The following is a 17,496-nucleotide window of genomic DNA, read 5'->3' as shown; positions in this document are numbered from 1 at the left end:
ACGCCCTTGCACCGGATGCCTCCGCGGAGAGTTCTGCGATTTCCGCTGACGAACAGCAGTTTAACGATCTCATCGCCGCGGATTCTCGCATTGAGCCTCGCGACTGGATGCCGGAGGGCTATCGCAAGTCACTCGTGCGTCAGATTTCGCAGCACGCGCACTCCGAGATCATTGGCATGCAGCCGGAATCGAACTGGATCACCCGCGCTCCCAGTCTCAAGCGCAAGGCCATCCTGATGGCCAAGGTGCAGGACGAAGCCGGCCACGGCCTCTACCTCTACTCCGCGGCCCAGACGCTCGGCGCCACCCGCGACGGCATGACCGAAGCGCTCATCGCCGGCAAGGCGCGATACTCCTCGATCTTCAACTACCCGACCCCGACCTGGGCAGACATGGGCTCGATCGGCTGGCTCGTCGACGGCGCCGCCATCTGCAATCAGGTTCCGCTGTGCCGTGCGAGCTACGGCCCCTACGGTCGCGCCATGGTGCGCATCTGCAAGGAAGAATCCTTCCACCAGCGCCAGGGCTTCGAGATTCTGCTCGAGCTTATGCAGGGCACCGATGAGCAGCGCGCGATGGCGCAGGAATCGGTGAACCGCTGGTACTGGCCTGCACTCATGATGTTCGGTCCGCCCGACGACGACTCGCCCAACTCCGCCCAATCGATGGCGTGGAAGATCAAGCGCCACTCCAATGACGAGCTTCGCCAGCGCTTCGTCGGCATGCTGGTGCCGCAGGCGGCGGTGCTCGGCGTCACGCTGCCCGATCCCGACCTGAAATGGAACGAAGAGACCCAGCAGTACGACCTCGGCGAAATCGACTGGGCCGAATTCCATGAGGTTCTCGCGGGTCGCGGAGCCAGCAACGCCCAGCGGTTGCAGCGGCGCCGCGACGCCCACGCCGAAGGCGCCTGGGTACGCGAAGCCGCCGCCGAGTATGCCCGTAAACAGTCCCAACGATCTGAAACGGTGGCCTCATGACCGCGCCCGGCGATTCCGCAGCTGAAATCTGGCCCCTCTGGGAGGTCTTTGTCCGTTCCAACCGCGGGCTGAGCCATGTGCACGTCGGCTCCCTGCACGCCCCCGACGAGATCCTCGCGGTGCGCAACGCCCGGGACCTCTACACCCGCCGCGCCGAGGGAGTGTCCGTGTGGGTCGTACCCGCCGCGGCCATCACCACGAGCGACCCCGACGCTAAGGGTGCCTTCTTCGAGTCGCCCGCAGGCAAGAACTACCGCCACGCGAGCTACTACTCCAAGAGTGAAGGAGTGAAGCACCTATGAGTTCACCTGAAGCGGATGTTGCCGCTCACGACGACATCCACGGCCACGCGCAGGTCGACGTGACCGTACTTCCCGACGAACTGATCGCATCGGAATCCGTTGCATCGCCCGACGTCGCGGAATACGCGCTCTGGCTCGGCGACGACTCGCTCGTGCTCTCCCAGCGCCTCGGCTCGTGGATCTCCCGTGCCCCCGAGCTCGAGGAAGACGTGGCGCTCGGCAACATCGCCCTCGACCTGATCGGCCACGCCCGCTCGCTGCTGCACTACGCCGGTTCGGCGTCGGGTCAGAGCGAAGACGATCTGGCCTACTGGCGCGACGAACCCGCATGGCGTTCGCTGCAGCTGGTCGAACAGCCCAACGGCGACTTCGCGCACACCATCGCGCGGCAGTTCATCGTGTCGCACTTCCTGTTCGAGCTTTACACCCGGCTGCGCGACTCGTCCGATGCGACCCTCGCGGCGATCGCCGACAAGGCGGCCAAAGAGGTCGACTACCACCGTGACCACTCCGTGCAGTGGGTGCTGCGACTCTCGCTCGGCACCGACGAGTCCCGGCGTCGCATGATCGTGGCCTTCTCGGACATGTGGCCATACGTGGACGAGATGTTCCGCGACGAACCGCTGCTGGACCGCCTCGAAGGCGTCGCCGTGCGCCCGTCCAGCATCCGCGAGGTCTTCGAACAGGCCATCGCGCCCGTGTTCGCTGAGGCCGACCTGGAGGAACCGCGCGGGTTCATCGCCCAGGGCGGAGGCCGCCGGGGCGTGCATTCGGAACACCTCGGCCTCATGCTCGCCGAGATGCAGGTTCTGGCGCGGGCGCACCCGGGCGCATCGTGGTGACCATGCACGAAACCGCCGCCCGGCCCCGACCGACAGACGAGGCGTCTCTGCGCGCCTGGGTCGTGGCCGCCACGGTCGTTGACCCGGAGATTCCGGTGCTCACGATCGAAGACCTCGGCGTGCTGCGCTCCGTGAGCGTCACGGCCGGCGGTGTCGACGTCGCCCTGACACCGACCTACAGCGGATGCCCCGCCCTCGACGCCATGCGCGACGACGTCTTCGGGGCGCTCACCTCGGCCGGCTACGAGAACGTCACCGTGCGACTCGTGCTGAGTCCCGCGTGGACCACCGACTGGATGAGCGAGGACGGCAGAAAGAAGCTCGAGGAATACGGCATCGCTGCTCCCACGGGCCACGCCGCCGCACGCCCCTCCGGCCCGGCCGGCCCGGTGCGTCTGCAACTCGCGGTCAAATGCCCGCGCTGCAACTCCCTGAACACGCGTGAACTCGCCCATTTCGGTTCGACCTCCTGCAAGTCGCTCTACGAGTGCAAGGCGTGTCTCGAACCCTTCGACTACTTCAAGGTGCTGTGACCATGGCTGCAAAGAATCTGGGTGCGACGAAGCACCGCGCGCGTTTCCACACCCTCACCGTCTCTGACGTGAGACAGCTCACCGCCGACAGTGTGGAGGTGACCTTCGCGGTTCCCGAGGAGCTGCGGGGGTCCTTCGATTACGCGCCGGGTCAGCACCTCGCCCTTCGCGCGACGATCGACGGCCACGAACTGCGCCGCAGCTATTCGATCTGCCGCCCGCCGAGCGTCGATTCCACGGGCGCGGGATCGATCAGCGTGGCCATCAAGCGCGACCTCGGCGGCGTCTTCTCAAGCTGGGCCAACACCGAGCTCACGGTCGGCCAGCAGCTCGAGGTGATGAGCCCGCAGGGCACGTTCACGTCCACGCTTGACGACCTCGACGACACACACATCGTGGGCATCGCGGCGGGCTCGGGCATCACCCCGCTGATGTCACTCGCGCACACCGTGCTGGCGGCATCCGCTACCTCGCGTTTCACGCTCGTGTACACGAACCGCACCGCTCTCGACGTGATGTTTCTTGACGAGCTTGCCGACCTGAAGGACCGCTACCCGGCCCGGCTCGCGCTGTACCACGTGTTGTCGCGGGAGCAGCGTTCCTCCTCACTGCTTACCGGTCGCATCGATGAAGACAAGTTCCGCCGCATGCTTCAGACCATCCTGCGCCCCGGAACCGTCGACGAGTGGTTTCTCTGCGGACCGTTCGAGCTCGTGCAGCTCTGTCGCGATACCCTGGCGGATGTCGGGGTCGAAACGAACCGCGTGCGCTTTGAGCTGTTCACCACGGGCGAGACCAACCGGGCGAGCGGCGACACCGGCCGACCCGTGACCGTGGCGGCGGGCGACAAGACCTTCCAGATCGAGTTCACCCTCGACGGGCAGAGCAACACGGTGACCACGCCGGTCAATGCGAACGAGAGCATCCTCAACGCCGCCCTGCGCGTGCGGCCCGATGTGCCGTTCGCCTGCGCCGGGGGAGTGTGCGGCACCTGCCGCGCCAAGCTCGTCAGCGGCGACGTCACGATGACCGAGAACTACGCGCTCGAGCCCGACGAGATTGAGCGCGGCTACGTGCTCACGTGCCAGTCCCACCCCACCACCGAGAAGGTCGTCGTCGACTACGACGTCTGACCTCCGCCTGATTGTTTCGGCCGAACCAGAAAGGCGGATGCCCGTGATCGATCTGACCATCGACGACGACGTCGCGTACGTGGTGCTCAACGCACCGGAGAAGATGAACGCCCTCAACGAGGCCGCGGTCGGCGAGCTCGACGCGGCGTACGCATCCGCTGAGGCGGCCGGCGTGCGAGCCTCGTGCTGCGCGGCGAGGGGCGGGCCTTCTGCGCCGGGCGCGACATCTCGGCCGTCGACCCGCGCACCGACGACGTGCAGGGCTACCTCGGCGGGCTCGTCACCGCGCTCATGCATCGTATGAGTTCGTTCCCGGCACCCACCTTCGCCGCCGCGCACGGAGCGTGTCTCGGTGTGGGCCTCGGCCTGCTGATCGCCACCGACGTGGTCTACGTGGCCGACACCGCCAAGATCGGCTCGCCGTTCGCGAACCTCGGCGCCACCCTCGACTCGGGCGGCCACGCCCTGTTCGTGGAACGGCTCGGCGCGCACCGCACGCTCGACCTCATCTACTCCGGCCGACTCATGTCGGGCGCCGAGGCGGTGGCCGGAGGACTCTTCAGCCAGGTTTTTCCCGCGGACGAGCTGACGGATGCCACGGTGCAGGCCGCCGTGCGCGCCTCGGCCGGCGCCACCAAGGCCTTCCTGGCCAGCAAGGCGCTCGTGCAGTCGCTGCGCGATGAGCGCCTCGGCCTCTGGCAGAGCATGACCGCAGAGACGAACGCCCAGGCCGCGCTGTGCGACACCGAGGACTACCGCGAGGGCTTCGCCGCTTTCCAGCAGAAGCGCAAGCCCACGTTCACCGGTCGCCCCTGACCCGCGCTGGCACGGGCTCGACACGCCTAACAGGGGCACAATGCACGCCTGAGCGCGACGGATTCGATCGACTGGCACCCCGATCCGCGCGTGGATGAGACCATCGGGCGGCTGCCCGGGTGGTGGCAGCAACGCGTTTGTTACCGGGCCCGCGCGCTGGTGCACGAGGTAGACCCCGAGGTCGAGGAGGCCGTCAAGCGCCCGACCCAGCCCTTCTTCGTGCTCCCCGGCAACATCTGCTCCGTGCTCGCGGCCACTGACCACGTCAACGTCGTCCTGTCCGACGGCAGAATCGTTTCGGATCCCGAACAGATCATCACGGGCGGACACGATAACCAGAGGGCGAGACGACAGAGCCCCGGGCGCGTGCGTGAAGGGCCGATCAGATCCGCGTGCTTCATCGGCTTACATCACCGCAGTGATGTCAGAGCGGATGCGACGTGCCCGGCAAGCTCCAAGACCTGGTCGCGATCACCGTCTTCAACCGGACGTTGGCCGTTGATCGAGGTGCCCAGTCGCACCCAGTCCCCGTCGACGACGAAGTCAACGGAGCACGCCGATACTGTCCCGACGGGGCACAGAAGGTAGGCCTGTTCGCTCACGCCGGCGACGGTCACGGCCTCGTGTTTTTCCCACACGCCGCTCGCTACGTGGTCGGTATCGAACGCCCACGCCGCATTCGGAAGCAGCTCCAGATTGGCGAGGGTCACGTCGGAACCGGCCGGCCCCACACTGCAGCGCGCCACGCCGGCGAGCGTCGCTGCCCCCGTCATCACACTCCACCCGCCGCTGCCGTATTGGGAGTGCACGGGCAATTCCTCCGCGTGAAAGACGGACTGAACGGTTGCCGCGGGCAGTATCGCCTCGCAGTCGGTGCGTGCGGTGACAGCGGCGACAGGTGCGGTCGTGTTCGAGGCCGCGGCAACCCGTGCGGTGACCGCGTTCAAAATGGGCAAGGCGAGCGCCCGCACAGCCGCGTCGGATGCCGCGTCGGCGGCGTTCGCCCCCTGCAGGAAGACATCAATCCAGGCCTGCCCCACGACGATGTTGGAGGTGCAGAGGCCCGACTGAGCGAAACACGTCGTACCTGACGTGTCTCCGATGGTCGGTGCGTCGTCGAGCGGATGATCACCGGTGTGCCGGTCAATCTGCGCGGCCGTGGCATCGGGGAGCACCTGCACGGTGAGTTCGTCGTAGGCCGGATTGGCCACGCCACCGAGCGGCACGTCGTCATTGCCCCAGGTGCAGCTCAACCCGCCGATGCTCTGCACGGCATACGTGACGGGAGACACCGATGGCGTCCAGCTCGTTCTCGGCTGGTATTCGTTGGGACCAAAAAGAGCGTCGAGTTCGGCGGGTGTTACGAGGTCGTCGCAGGCCATATCGAAGCGTGAAGCCGGTGCCGACGACAGCTCGGTCGGGGGCGAGGCCGACGGAGTCACCGGCGCAGCGGATGGTGCCGCAGTCGGGCTCGTACACCCCGCCAACGCCAGAATCACGACAAACCCAAACCCCATGACCGAAACGACGCTGTTTTTCCCCATGTTCGCAACGTACCAGCACGTCTGGATTCGCTTCACACTCGGCAAGCACGATTCTGGACGGGCGGTCATGAGCGCGGCCCTGTGCGGGGTGTCCTGGGTTCGACGAGTTCACCCGGTTCTGCGCGGCATGACGGTACGTTGGTTAGCGGGGGGACGACAATGGTCCTCATTTCTTTCACACAGGAGGTTGACCATGACAGATTTTCCACCGCCCGTTTCGCGCGATACCCACGAGGACCCCGTGCCCCTGCCGCCACTCGCGCCGGTCGCGGAAAACGTTGACACGTCGCCTGCGCCATTCAGCAAGATGGCAATCGCGAGTTTTGTCATCGCCTGTATCTCAGCGATCATTTTCGGTTTTCTGGGTGCCCTCGCAGCCGCGCTGGCTGTTCAGTCGATCCGCACCATCCGGCGCACGGGTGCCCGCGGTCGCGGCTTGGCGATCGCCGGTTTCTGTGTCGGCCTGGCCAGCTTCCTGTTTTCCCTGATTGCCCGTTACTTCCTGATGTGATGTGGCCCCGGGTCCGCCGGTGCCGGTTGTGGCGGCGCGAGCCCCCGCTCCGTGCGCGGGGACTTTCGCTTGCCATCGGGCAGGCGTGAGTCCCGGCGTCAGAGACCGGCGGGGAATTTCCGGGCGCGCGGCGCGTTGTCCCTGGCAATACCGATGACGGCGGCGGGAGCCGACCGGCGGCCTGAACGAGGCCGAAACCAACGGAAGGAATCTTGCTCGTGGGCCTCAACACTCTGGATCTCACCAATCGACGCGGAATCATCACAGGCGCGGGGCAAGGCATCGGCCGGGCACTGGCGCTCGAATTCGGCCGTCGCGGAGGCCACCTCCTGCTCGTCGGTCGACAGCTGGCTACCCTCACCGAAACCGCGCGTCTCGTTGCCCTCGAGGGGGGAACCACGGAGGTCCTGGTCGAAGACCTGACCACGCCGGGAGCGGTTGACCGGATCGCTCAGACGGTCGCCTCCTGGCGCACCGTCGACCTGCTCGTCAACAATGCAGGCAACGTGCGAGCAGGCCGGCTCGAATTGACCACAGACGCGGATGTCCACTCGATGATCGACCTGAATCTCACGGCGCCGATTCTGCTGACCAAGACCCTGCTGCCCCTGCTTCGGCAGAGCGGGAACGCACGTGGGAGCATCCTGCTGAACATCGCCAGTGGGATCGCGCTCGTGGGCCTGCCCTTCTACTCCGTGTATGCGGCAACGAAGTCGGGCATCGCGCAGTTCGGCGAGGCGCTGCGTCGCGAGTTGATGGGAACCGGAGTTCATGTGGCGACCGTATATCCCGGAGCAACCGACACCGCGATGATGACGTCGCAGAATGCCGGGTCCGACCTCGGTTGGGGACGCCGCTCCCTTGACGACGTCATCACCGACGTGATGGTCGGCCTGGCGGCCGGCGAACATGAAATCAACACCGCGCCGGAAGGCCGCCGGGAGATGCAGCGGCTCAACATCTCCGATCCGCTGGCAGTGGACGCGGCTCTCGCTCCCAGCCTCGAAGCTCTCGAACTGGCCGTGCGAGACCACCGCAGCATCTGAGGTACGCCGCCGCATCCGGACCCGCAGCGTGACGATGCCGCAGGTGCACCCTGTGCTGTCTCCTTCTATGCTGATTCGATGGGTGTTGAACGGAACGCTGAAAACCGGGCCTTGCGCGTTGACGGGCTGGTGAACGCACGCGATCTCGGCGGCCTGCCGCGACGAGATGGCACGCTCACTCCGACGGGAGTCTTCTTCCGTTCTGAGAATATCGACGGCGTCACACCGGTCGGGTGGGATCAGGTGCGCGAGGCCGGCATCCGTACCGTTGTCGACCTGCGGCAGCCCGCGGAACGGGGGCGGGACAGCCAGCCGCGACCCGACTGGCTCACCACCGTGCACGTAGACCTGGACGGTCTCGACAACGTCGCCTTCTGGAAGGATTTCTGGAATAACGGGCTGGTCGGAACGGCCCTTTACTTCCTGCCACACCTGAAAGTGATGCCCGAGCGCAGTGTCGCGGTGCTGGCGGCCCTGGTCCGCGCGCCAGAGGGGGGCGTGCTGTTTCACTGCATGGCGGGGCGAGACCGAACGGGACTCATCGCGCTGTTGCTTCTCACGGCCGTCGATGCCCAACCGGAGGCGATCGTGGACGACTATCTGCAGACGGTCAGGCTGGCGGATGTGCGTGCCCTGAATTCGAAACGGAGTAACGACGAACCCGCGATCGAGGCGTTGTGCCAATCACTCGGCACGACGACCGAGGGAGCATTTCGCTCGGCGCTCAGCGGGCTCGACCTGCCCGCGATCCTCGCAGCGTCTGGATTCAGCGAGGCCGACAGGGTCGCCCTCGCAACCTGGCGCGGCACGGTCCCGATCGCACCCTCGGCTACCGATTAGGCCGATCGTGCCCCATTGGCCAGCGCGACCGCACGGCCAGAACCGGAGGATGTCCATGGAACGCCACCCACCGATCGAACCATTCGCGACCGGAATGCTGCACGTCGGCGACGGCCACCGCGTCTACTGGGAAACGAGCGGGAACCCGTCCGGCACCCCGGTCGTCATTCTCCACGGCGGCCCGGGGTCGGGGACCACTCCCGGCGGCCGGCGCTCGATTCGAGAACGCGCTGTAACGGGGTGACCGTGTGACCTGCCACGTTCTGCCCCTTGGATTTCGTGACCTGCCATCTTCTGCCCCTTGCCACGAGGCGAAGGGGCAGAAGATGGCATGTCGCGCGTGCTGCGTGTGCGTGTGCTCGTGGTCGCCGGGATCGTGTCCGAGCCGGAGCCGGTATCGTTAACGGGTCCGGCAAAGGAGGAAACATGACCACTCGGTGGGCGCGTTTCACTCGCGGCTGGATTGTCGCGGTCGTCTCCACCTTCGTCGCCGCCGTGTCGCACACAGTCGGTGGTGGCGCCGGTCCCGGCCTCCTGCCCATCGTCGTCTCGCTGGCCTTCGCCGGCATGATCTGTGTCGTTCTTGCCGGACGCACCCTGTCACTGTGGAGGGGGACACTCGCCGTGCTCGCGAGCCAGGTGATCTTTCACGGGTTGTTCTCCGTCGGCAGCTCGGGTGGTTCTCTCTCGCCCGAGGCGATCACCGCCTCGGCAACCCACCAGCACGGACAGGTGCCCGGGATCATCGAGGCCACCGGATCCGCCGCGATGAGTGGTGCCGGCCATGAAGGCACCACCATGTGGGCGGCGCACCTGGTCGCAGCGGTCGTGACGATCGCCGCGTTGCGCTTCGGCGAACGCGCCTTCTGGGGCCTGCTCGAGACGGCCGCCCTCATCCTCCGCGCCCTCTTCCAGCCCGGACTCACGATGGTCGTTCCGCCCGTCACCGGGCGACGTCCGACCACGGCGCGCGTCAGCGCACCCCGGGATCTCCTCGTTCTGCTCACGTCGGTTCGGCGCCGTGGGCCGCCAGTGGTCGTTCGTGTCGCCTGAGACACCCGCCGGGAAACGGCGCGATTTCTCGGATACCACCAGACCGATATCCCCTCCGCACCGAACGAGCAGCAGACACAGCGCTGCGCTCTGGCCGCCGTCGTCGGCCGCCGTGCACACCGATTTTTGAAGGACCACCGCATGACGTTCTCACCCGCCCGATCCGCACTCCGCACGTCCGCACTCACCGCATCCGCTCTCACCGCCGGCGTGCTGCTTGCCCTCGGCTCGCCGCTCGCCGCCAGCGCGCACGTCTCGGCCGACGCCACCTCGACTGCTGCCGGCTCCTCCACCCTGCTCACCTTTGCGACTCAGCACGGTTGTGAGGGCTCGTCCACCACGAGCATCGCCGTGTCGATTCCGGAGAGCGTCTCGAGCGTCGCGCCGACGGTCAACCCCGGCTGGGATGTCTCCAAGGTCGCTGTCGACCTGGCGACTCCGATCGATGACGGCCACGGAAACACGGTCACCACGCGCACCGGTCAAATCGTCTACACGGCGCAGGCGCCGTTGCCTGACGGCATCCGCACCTCATTCGTGCTGAGCTTCACGATCCCGGCCGATGCCGAGGGGCAGACCCTCGAGTTCCCGGTGCTGCAGACCTGCGAGGTCGGTTCGACCAACTGGAACGAGACCACGGTCGACGGTGAAGATGAGCCGGCCGTCCCCGCACCGTACATCGAGGTCACCGGGGCCGTCGCCGACGCGCATGACCACGGGTCAGCGACCGAGGACGTCACTGCCTCTGAGACCACGCCCGCCTCCGTTTCCTCCGAGGACGTGCTCGCCCGCGTGCTCGGCGTCGGTGGCCTTGTGGTCGGCGCGGTGGGTATCGTGCTCGCCGTGACCTCGCGGCGCAAGCAGTCGGCGTAGTACCCCGTGCTGCGCCGCGTCTTGTCTCATCGGTCGGCGATGTCGCCGTTTGCCGCGACCCTCCTGGGCGGCGGTATCGTCGTGGCCGCGTTGGGGTTGTTCGCCGCTCCCGCTTCGGCGCACAACTACCCGGTGGGCTATTCCCCCGAAGAAAACTCGGTCGTCACGGAGCAGCCAGGCGTGTTCTCCGTCACAACGAACGACCTGTTGCTCGACCTCGACGGCTCCGGCGCGGCCAGCGCGATGGAGATCACCGGTCCGACCACTGCGGGCGCCCCGCTTTACTACGGTGATGGTTGTGCCACGGTCTCCGGGGCAACGGTTGAGACGACGGCGCAGCTCGGCGAGGCCGGCGAGTACACGGTGGTGTGGCAGACCGTCTCCACCGACGGCCACGCCGTGTCGGGGGAGTTCTCCTTTACCTGGCAGCCGGCCGCCGGCCAGGTTCTCGCGGAGGGGTCAAGCACCAGACCTGACTGCGGCGGTGAGGGCAACCGGGCAGCGGATGCCCCGGCCACCGATTCCGGGGCTGCGGACTCATCCGCTGCTCCGGCCATGAGTGATGTGGTCTGGATTGGCGGTGCCCTCGGCGCCGTGCTGCTCGCGGTCGGTGCCACGGTCTACGTCGTGCGCCGCGCACCGCGGTCGTAACCCGGCCGCGGTAATCCACCCGCACGCGTCGGTCGCTCGACTCCTGCGGGTGGAGCGGCCCGCCGCCCGGACCACTCCGCACGGTAGACTCGACTGGTGAGTTGGAACGCGGAAATCCCCTGGAATCCTGACGAGTTCGAACCACCGGACGACTTCGACGCCCCACCGCCCCCCGACTACGGCGGTTACGAGGCCGCCCCGCAGCCCGGTGGCCCCGCCGCCGATGGCCCCCCCTGCCGGCGGTCGCCCGGCACCAGCGGCCCGCTTCAGCGCCACCACGCCGGCCACTCGCAAGTTCGCCACCGCGGCCGAGGCACTGCACACGGTCTTTGGTTACGACACCTTCCGCGGCGACCAGGCCGAGATCATCGCCCAGGTCGTGGACGGCAAGGACGCCGTCGTGCTCATGCCCACCGGCGGCGGCAAGAGTCTCTGCTACCAGATCCCGAGCCTCGTGCGCGAAGGAACGGGAATCGTCGTGTCCCCGCTCATCGCCCTCATGCAGGACCAGGTCGACGCCCTCACCGCGGTCGGCGTGCGCGCCGCCTTCCTCAACTCAAGCCAGGACTCCGCCTCACGCGGCCAGGTGGAACGCGACTACCTCGCCGGCAACCTTGACCTGCTGTACGTGGCGCCGGAGCGTCTCTCGAGTGAGGCCACCAAGCGTTTCCTCGACCAGGGAACGATCGCGCTCTTCGCCATCGATGAGGCGCACTGTGTTTCCCAGTGGGGCCACGACTTCCGCCCCGACTACCTCGCCCTCTCCGAGTTGGCCGACCGCTGGCCCGACGTGCCGCGCATTGCCCTCACGGCCACGGCCACGGATGCGACGCACCAGGAAATCACGAGCCGCCTGCAGATGGGCGACGCCAAGCACTTCGTGGCGAGCTTCGACCGGCCGAACATTCAGTACCGCATCGTGGGTAAGTCCGAGGTGCGCAAGCAGCTGCTGTCGTTCATCAAGACGGAGCACCCCGATGACGCCGGAATCGTCTACGGGCTGAGCCGCAAAACCGTCGACCAGACCGCCGAGTTCCTGCGCCAGAACGGCATCAACGCCCTGCCGTACCACGCCGGTCTCGACGCCGGGCTGCGCGCCCGCACCCAGTCGACGTTCCTGCGCGACGAGGGCGTCGTCATCGTCGCGACCATTGCCTTCGGCATGGGAATAGACAAGCCCGACGTGCGTTTCGTCGCACACATCGACCTGCCCAAGTCCGTCGAGGGCTACTACCAGGAGACGGGCCGCGCGGGCCGTGACGGCGCCCCCGCCAACGCCTGGCTCGCCTACGGCCTCGCCGACGTGGTGCAGCAGCGTCGCATGATCGACGAGTCGCCCGGCGATATGAGCCACCGACGCAAGCTCTCGGCGCACCTTGATGCCATGCTCGCGCTGTGCGAAACCGTGCACTGTCGCCGCGTCAACCTGCTGCGGTACTTCGGCCAGACCAGCGAGCCGTGCGGTAACTGCGACACGTGCCTGCAGCCGCCAGAGGCCTGGGACGGCACTGTACCCGCTCAGAAACTGCTGTCCACCATCGTGCGCCTGCTCCGCGAGCGCAACCAGAAGTTCGGCGCCGGTCACCTCATCGACATTCTGCGCGGTAAAGAAACCCCCCGGGCCACCCAGCACCGGCACACCGAGCTGAAGACCTGGGGAATCGGCGCCGACCTGAGCGACCAGCAATGGCGCGGTGTGGTGCGGCAGCTGCTCGCGCAGGGCTACCTCGCTACCTCGGGGGAGTACGGCACCCTGATTCTCACGGACACCGCCTCCGAGGTGCTCGCCGGCAGCCGTCAGGTGCAGCTGCGCACCGAGCCCGACCGGCCCGTGCGCTCGGCCGGGGCCCGCACCTCGAGCAAGAAGGCCGCGGCCGCCGACCTGTCGCCCGAGCAGGCAACACTGTTTGAATCTCTGCGGGTGTGGCGGTCCGCGCAGTCGAAGGAGCAGGGTGTGCCGGCGTACATCGTGTTTGGCGACGCGACGTTGCTCGCCGTCGCGGCCGCGAAGCCGACCAGCATCGGTGACCTTGACGGGATCACCGGGATCGGGGCCAAGAAACTCGAGGCGTACGGCGAGGCGCTGCTCGAGGTGGTCGCGGCAGGTCCCGGAGCCTGAGAATGGACATGTCGGACCTCGACTGGACGGGGTACTTCGACTCCCAGGCCGGCCGGCGCGTGCGGTCGCTCCTCGTCGACACCCTGGCCCGCCGGGGCGCGGCCCCGCCGGGCACCGCGCTCGACCTCGGCTGTGGCGAGGGAACCGAGACGCGGCATCTGCTGCGCAACGGATGGCGAGTGTTCGCCTATGACGCTGACCCGGCATCCGAGGCGCGGGTGCGCGCCGGCCTCGACGCCGAGCAGCTGAGTCGCCTGACGTTCACGGCGAGCAGGTTCGAAGACCTCGGAGCGCTTCCCCCGGCGCACCTGGTGTACTCGTCGTTTGCGCTGCCGTTTTGCAGCCCCGAGGCCTTCCCGGGCCTGTGGACAAGCATCCGTGCGGCGCTCCGGCCCGGCGCGTGGTTCGCCGGAGAACTCTTCGGACCGCGCGACGACTGGGCGCACACCCCTACGATGAACTTTCACGACCGCGTCGGGGTCGAGGGTCTGGTCTCGGGGCTCGAGGTGGCGAGTGTCGTGGAAGACGATCGCCCCGGCCAGTCCTTTGGCGGCCCGAAGCACTGGCACGTCTTCCATATCTCCGCGCGACGCCCGTCCTGACGTGTGCGGTCTTGTGGGTGATAGCTGAGAGAAAGCTGATGCGGTTGCGGAAACCTACAAAACAGATGCCGCCGTGCGCATGCTTCTTTGTAGGCCGGTCACGCACTATTTCGCGCCCCGCAGCGACGGCTTTAGCGTGGGCGGACAGCGATGTTTCGCGCGAAACAGTTAGGACCAACGATGGCCGACACCATTCAGCGCCCCACCACCAGCAGGACCACCAGAAGCAGCACCATTCCCGCCGAGGAGACCACTAACACCGGGCCGGTCGCGCTCGACGGCGTGACGACCCCGCCCACGGTCGACGTGGCGAGCCTTGGCCGTCAGCTGCTCGGCACCTGGGCCGACGTGCGCATTGAGGCCCGCAAGCTTTCTGCCCGGCCCGACATGCAGGGCATCCCCGGCCTGTCGATGGCGGAGCACCGCACCCGTGTCTTCGGCCAGCTCAAGGTTCTCGCCGACAACGGCCACGTGTTGCGCGCTTTTCCCACCCACCTCGGCGGCAAGGACGACCACGGTGGAAACATCGCCGGCTTCGAAGAGCTCGTCATGGCGGACCCGAGCCTGCAGATCAAGGGTGGCGTGCAGTGGGGTCTGTTCGGTGCGGCCGTTCTACACCTGGGCACCACCAAGCACCACGACAAGTACCTGCCCGACATCATGAACCTCACGGTTCCCGGCGCGTTCGCGATGACCGAGATCGGCCACGGTTCCGATGTGGCGAGCATCGGCACGACCGCCACCTTCGACCCCGAGACCGACGAATTCGTCATCAACACCCCGTTCCGTGCGGCCTGGAAGGACTACCTCGGCAACGCCGCCAAAGACGGCATCGCCGCCGTGCTCTTCGCCAAGCTCATCACCCAGGGTGTCAACCACGGCGTGCACGCGTTCTACCTGCCTATTCGCGACGAGAACGGCGAGTTCCTGCCGGGCGTCGGCGGCGAAGACGACGGCCTCAAGGGCGGTCTCAACGGCATCGACAACGGCCGTCTGCACTTCGACCACGTGCGCATCCCGCGCGAGAACCTGCTCAACCGCTACGGCGACGTCACGGCCGACGGCACATACTCGAGCCCCATCTCCAGCCCGGGCCGTCGCTTCTTCACGATGCTCGGCACCCTGGTTCAGGGTCGGGTGTCTCTCGACGGTGCGGCCACCGCGGCATCCGCCCTCGCGCTCACGATTGCGATCACCTACGGCAACCAGCGGCGCCAGTTCACTGCGGGGAGCCCCACCGACGAAGAGGTCATCCTCGACTACCAGCGCCACCAGCGCCGTCTGCTGCCGAGACTGGCCACCACCTATGCGCAGACCTTCGCGCACGATGATTTCCTGGTGAAGTTCGATGGCGTGTTCAGCGGCAAGGCCGACACGGATGCCGACCGTCAAGACCTCGAGACCCTTGCCGCCGCCCTCAAGCCGCTGTCTACCTGGCACGCCCTCGACACCCTGCAGGAGTCCCGCGAGGCCTGCGGCGGCGCCGGCTTCATGGCGGCCAACCGGCTCGTGGGCCTGCGCGCTGACCTTGACGTGTACGCCACGTTCGAGGGCGACAACAACGTTCTGCTGCAGCTCGTGGCCAAACGCCTCCTCACCGACTACAGCCGCAAATTCGCCAAGGCGGATCCGGGTGCGCTCGCGCTGTTCGTCGTGCAGCAGGCAGCCGGTCGCGCCTACCACGGCAGCGGTTTGCGCAGCCTGGCTCAGCTCATGACCGACCGAGGCTCGACGGCGCGTTCGGTCGGGGCGCTGCGTGACACGGACCTGCAGCGCGAGTTGCTCACCGACCGCGTCGAGGCCATGATCGCCGACGTCGCGGGCAAGCTGCGCGGCGCGACAAAGCTGCCCAAGAAAGACGCGGCGGACCTGTTCAACGCGCACCAGAACGAGCTCATTGAGGCCGCGCGCGCTCACGCCGAGCTGCTGCAGTGGGAAGCGTTCACCCGCGCCCTCGAGAAGACCGAAGACCCCGGCACGAAGCAGGTGCTCACCTGGCTGCGCGATCTGTTCGGCCTCGGACTGGTCGAGAAGAACCTCGCCTGGTACCTCATCCACGGGCGCCTGTCGGCGAAGCGCGCCCAGGCCGTCACGGCCTACATCGACCGACTGATCGCGCGCATCCGCCCACACGCGCAAGACCTCGTCGACGCGTTCGGGTACACCCAGGATCACCTGCGTGCCCCGATCGCCAGCGGAATCGAGCGCGAACGGCAGGACGAGGCTCGCGGCTACTACGCCGACCTGCGCGCCTCCGGCAACGCCCCCCGGGAGGAGAAGGCCTCCAAGAAGTAGCGTCGTCATTCGCGCGACCGTATCGTGACGGTTGTGCGCGGTCACAGGTGGCGACGACGCACGGGAACGTGGTTCACGAAACGGGTTTGTCTCAGGAGACCGGGCTTTGGGCGGGCGATTGTCATTCGGGAACAGGGTTGCGAGACTTTCTCCAACCTGGACGGTGTCCAGGAGATTCGCTACGATCCCGGCAAGATCACAAGCACGTTCCCAGAAGTTGTGGATGTCTTAGAGGGAGAATTTCCGCAACCGTAGGTGATGCCGAGTCATCCGGCCGCTTGAAACTTCTACTTGGGTTCCGAGGACGCATTCGGGCTGAGCCGGGCAGCCATTCTTTTTTGCGCTGAGAAGCCTCGCTGGTCCATGGGTGAGGCCCCGGCCCGTGGCGATCCGCTGGACTTTGGCGACGGTTCCAGCGGCGCTGTGGCGCCCGGCGGTCCACGTGAGGAGTGTGCTCGTGGCCCGCGACTGCATTCAGGACCGCGCTGGCGTGGGGTGTGTCGCATCCCGACCTGATTGGTGTGAGAACTGTTCCTCCACAGGGAAGAATCTTTGCGAGTTGTGCACAGAAATGCCCGGTCAGAGCCGTTTAGGTCGCTCCAGTGTCGGTGGTGGCGGGGAAAATTATGCCATGACCACTTCAACGGACCTCCTGATCGAGAGCACGGCGGCACTCGCCGACACGTACTCTCGAGCCCTGGGTGGCGGGACGTGTTCGGAGGGCGGGCCGAGTGCCGGGTTGGAGCTTCAGCGGATGACCGACGCGGGTTTGTTGGCTGTGGCGGATGCCGTGTTTGCGAGTGGGCGACGGTTGGACGCGCTGAAGGCGCAGGTGGCCGGTCAGCTGCAGGACCGGTTCGAGCACGATTCGGGGCCGCACAGCATCTCGGCCCGAACCGGCAACAGGAATGCCGCGGCAGCCCTGACGGATATCGGACATATCTCCATGGCGGAGGCCGGGCGACTCTGTCGAGTCGGGGCAGCGACCAAGCCACGGATGAGCCTGATCGGCGAGGCGCTACCGCCGGAATACTCCGAGGTGGCCGAGGCCCTCGCTGCCGGGGCCTTGACGGTGGATTCGGCGCTGTACATCACGGCGAACCTGACGCAGGCGGCACCGCGCGCGACCACCGACGACATGATCGCAGCGGAAAAGGAACTGGTGGAGTTCGCGGCGACCAATCCGGTGGACTCGGTGCGAAAACTGTCGGTGCGCTACCGCGACGCGCTTGATGYCGACGGGGTCGAACCGCGCGAGGAGGTGCTCGTCTCGCGGCGGGCTCTGACCCGGCTGGTGCAGCCCAACGGCATGAAACGCTACATTCTCGACGCCGACCCGGTGTTGGCCGCGTTCCT

The 17,496-nt window shown here is 67.0% G+C and carries 16 protein-coding genes and 2 pseudogenes; 17 read left to right on the top strand and 1 reads right to left on the bottom strand.

The window, feature by feature from the left end:
- Positions 1–38 precede the first annotated feature (38 nt).
- The 6 genes and pseudogenes from paaA (at position 39) to JF66_RS09145 (ending at position 4,606) form a co-directional block, all read left to right on the top strand.
- Positions 39–980: a 1,2-phenylacetyl-CoA epoxidase subunit PaaA gene (gene paaA, locus JF66_RS09170; protein ID WP_035877262.1), complete on the top strand. Its 942-nt coding sequence runs from the start codon at positions 39–41 to the stop codon at positions 978–980.
- Complete coding sequence (gene paaB / locus JF66_RS09165; protein ID WP_035837826.1) at positions 977–1,282, top strand: 1,2-phenylacetyl-CoA epoxidase subunit PaaB; 306 nt, start codon at positions 977–979, stop codon at positions 1,280–1,282. The genes paaA and paaB overlap by 4 nt, the downstream gene beginning before the upstream one ends.
- A complete protein-coding gene (gene paaC / locus JF66_RS09160) occupies positions 1,279–2,124 on the top strand; it encodes a 1,2-phenylacetyl-CoA epoxidase subunit PaaC (protein ID WP_035877257.1) in 846 nt (281 codons plus the stop codon). Before paaB ends, paaC begins: the two co-directional genes overlap by 4 nt.
- Before the next feature lie 2 nt (positions 2,125–2,126).
- On the top strand, positions 2,127–2,657 hold the full coding sequence (gene paaD, locus JF66_RS09155; RefSeq protein ID WP_035877261.1) for a 1,2-phenylacetyl-CoA epoxidase subunit PaaD: 531 nt from the start codon (positions 2,127–2,129) through the stop codon (positions 2,655–2,657).
- A 2-nt stretch (positions 2,658–2,659) separates the two neighbouring features.
- Positions 2,660–3,790 (top strand): 1,2-phenylacetyl-CoA epoxidase subunit PaaE, encoded by a 1,131-nt coding sequence (paaE, locus tag JF66_RS09150; RefSeq protein ID WP_035877254.1) that lies wholly within the window; start codon positions 2,660–2,662, stop codon positions 3,788–3,790.
- Positions 3,791–3,833: 43 nt separating this feature from the next.
- Positions 3,834–4,606, top strand: a pseudogene (locus JF66_RS09145) (enoyl-CoA hydratase/isomerase family protein).
- Between the two features lie 410 nt (positions 4,607–5,016).
- Here the strand turns inward: JF66_RS09145 and JF66_RS09140 are convergent.
- Positions 5,017–6,150, bottom strand: a complete 1,134-nt coding sequence (locus tag JF66_RS09140) for a hypothetical protein (protein ID WP_156109715.1) — start codon at positions 6,148–6,150, stop codon at positions 5,017–5,019.
- On the opposite strand from JF66_RS09140, the gene JF66_RS22950 reads away from it, so the two are divergent.
- The 11 genes and pseudogenes from JF66_RS22950 to JF66_RS09085 form a co-directional block, all read left to right on the top strand.
- Positions 6,122–6,661 (top strand): DUF4190 domain-containing protein, encoded by a 540-nt coding sequence (locus tag JF66_RS22950; RefSeq protein ID WP_156109714.1) that lies wholly within the window; start codon positions 6,122–6,124, stop codon positions 6,659–6,661. The genes JF66_RS09140 and JF66_RS22950 overlap by 29 nt on opposite strands.
- 218 nt (positions 6,662–6,879) lie before the next feature.
- Entirely contained in the window at positions 6,880–7,707 is an 828-nt protein-coding gene (locus JF66_RS09130) for an SDR family oxidoreductase (protein ID WP_197059373.1), read from the top strand.
- A 78-nt stretch (positions 7,708–7,785) separates the two neighbouring features.
- Positions 7,786–8,547: a tyrosine-protein phosphatase gene (locus tag JF66_RS09125; protein WP_035877248.1), complete on the top strand. Its 762-nt coding sequence runs from the start codon at positions 7,786–7,788 to the stop codon at positions 8,545–8,547.
- Positions 8,548–8,602: 55 nt separating this feature from the next.
- Positions 8,603–8,761 (top strand): annotated as a pseudogene (locus JF66_RS09120) (prolyl aminopeptidase); the annotation flags it as partial.
- 212 nt (positions 8,762–8,973) lie between these two features.
- Positions 8,974–9,600, top strand: a complete 627-nt coding sequence (locus JF66_RS09115; RefSeq protein WP_035877241.1) for a hypothetical protein — start codon at positions 8,974–8,976, stop codon at positions 9,598–9,600.
- Positions 9,601–9,741: 141 nt separating this feature from the next.
- Positions 9,742–10,473 carry a YcnI family protein gene (locus tag JF66_RS09110; protein WP_035877240.1) on the top strand — a complete coding sequence of 244 codons (732 nt, stop codon included), beginning with the start codon at positions 9,742–9,744 and terminating at the stop codon, positions 10,471–10,473.
- A gap of 39 nt (positions 10,474–10,512) precedes the next feature.
- Positions 10,513–11,124: a copper resistance CopC family protein gene (locus tag JF66_RS09105; RefSeq protein WP_051973338.1), complete on the top strand. Its 612-nt coding sequence runs from the start codon at positions 10,513–10,515 to the stop codon at positions 11,122–11,124.
- 223 nt (positions 11,125–11,347) lie between these two features.
- A complete protein-coding gene (gene recQ, locus JF66_RS09100) occupies positions 11,348–13,243 on the top strand; it encodes a DNA helicase RecQ (RefSeq protein ID WP_197059372.1) in 1,896 nt (631 codons plus the stop codon).
- An 8-nt stretch (positions 13,244–13,251) separates the two neighbouring features.
- Positions 13,252–13,845 (top strand): trans-aconitate 2-methyltransferase, encoded by a 594-nt coding sequence (locus tag JF66_RS09095; protein ID WP_035877258.1) that lies wholly within the window; start codon positions 13,252–13,254, stop codon positions 13,843–13,845.
- Between the two features lie 180 nt (positions 13,846–14,025).
- Positions 14,026–16,140, top strand: a complete 2,115-nt coding sequence (locus JF66_RS09090; RefSeq protein WP_035877239.1) for an acyl-CoA dehydrogenase — start codon at positions 14,026–14,028, stop codon at positions 16,138–16,140.
- A gap of 631 nt (positions 16,141–16,771) precedes the next feature.
- Positions 16,772–17,496: DUF222 domain-containing protein (locus tag JF66_RS09085; protein WP_035877237.1), on the top strand; the 725-nt coding region annotated here is incomplete at its 3' end.

The organism is Cryobacterium sp. MLB-32 (genome assembly GCF_000738085.1).
GTDB lineage: Bacteria > Actinomycetota > Actinomycetes > Actinomycetales > Microbacteriaceae > Cryobacterium.
This window is presented reverse-complemented; position numbering and strand designations above follow the sequence as displayed.

Coding starts and splice junctions, on each gene's coding strand:
- paaB (WP_035837826.1), top strand. CDS start 977: ATGACCGCGCCCGGCGATTCCGCAGCTGAAATCTGGCCCCTCTGGGAG.
- paaC (WP_035877257.1), top strand. CDS start 1,279: ATGAGTTCACCTGAAGCGGATGTTGCCGCTCACGACGACATCCACGGC.
- paaD (WP_035877261.1), top strand. CDS start 2,127: ATGCACGAAACCGCCGCCCGGCCCCGACCGACAGACGAGGCGTCTCTG.
- paaE (WP_035877254.1), top strand. CDS start 2,660: ATGGCTGCAAAGAATCTGGGTGCGACGAAGCACCGCGCGCGTTTCCAC.
- JF66_RS22950 (WP_156109714.1), top strand. CDS start 6,122: ATGACCGAAACGACGCTGTTTTTCCCCATGTTCGCAACGTACCAGCAC.
- JF66_RS09140 (WP_156109715.1), bottom strand. CDS start 6,150: ATGGGGAAAAACAGCGTCGTTTCGGTCATGGGGTTTGGGTTTGTCGTG.
- JF66_RS09125 (WP_035877248.1), top strand. CDS start 7,786: ATGGGTGTTGAACGGAACGCTGAAAACCGGGCCTTGCGCGTTGACGGG.
- JF66_RS09115 (WP_035877241.1), top strand. CDS start 8,974: ATGACCACTCGGTGGGCGCGTTTCACTCGCGGCTGGATTGTCGCGGTC.
- JF66_RS09110 (WP_035877240.1), top strand. CDS start 9,742: ATGACGTTCTCACCCGCCCGATCCGCACTCCGCACGTCCGCACTCACC.
- JF66_RS09105 (WP_051973338.1), top strand. CDS start 10,513: ATGTCGCCGTTTGCCGCGACCCTCCTGGGCGGCGGTATCGTCGTGGCC.
- recQ (WP_197059372.1), top strand. CDS start 11,348: ATGGCCCCCCCTGCCGGCGGTCGCCCGGCACCAGCGGCCCGCTTCAGC.
- JF66_RS09095 (WP_035877258.1), top strand. CDS start 13,252: ATGTCGGACCTCGACTGGACGGGGTACTTCGACTCCCAGGCCGGCCGG.
- JF66_RS09090 (WP_035877239.1), top strand. CDS start 14,026: ATGGCCGACACCATTCAGCGCCCCACCACCAGCAGGACCACCAGAAGC.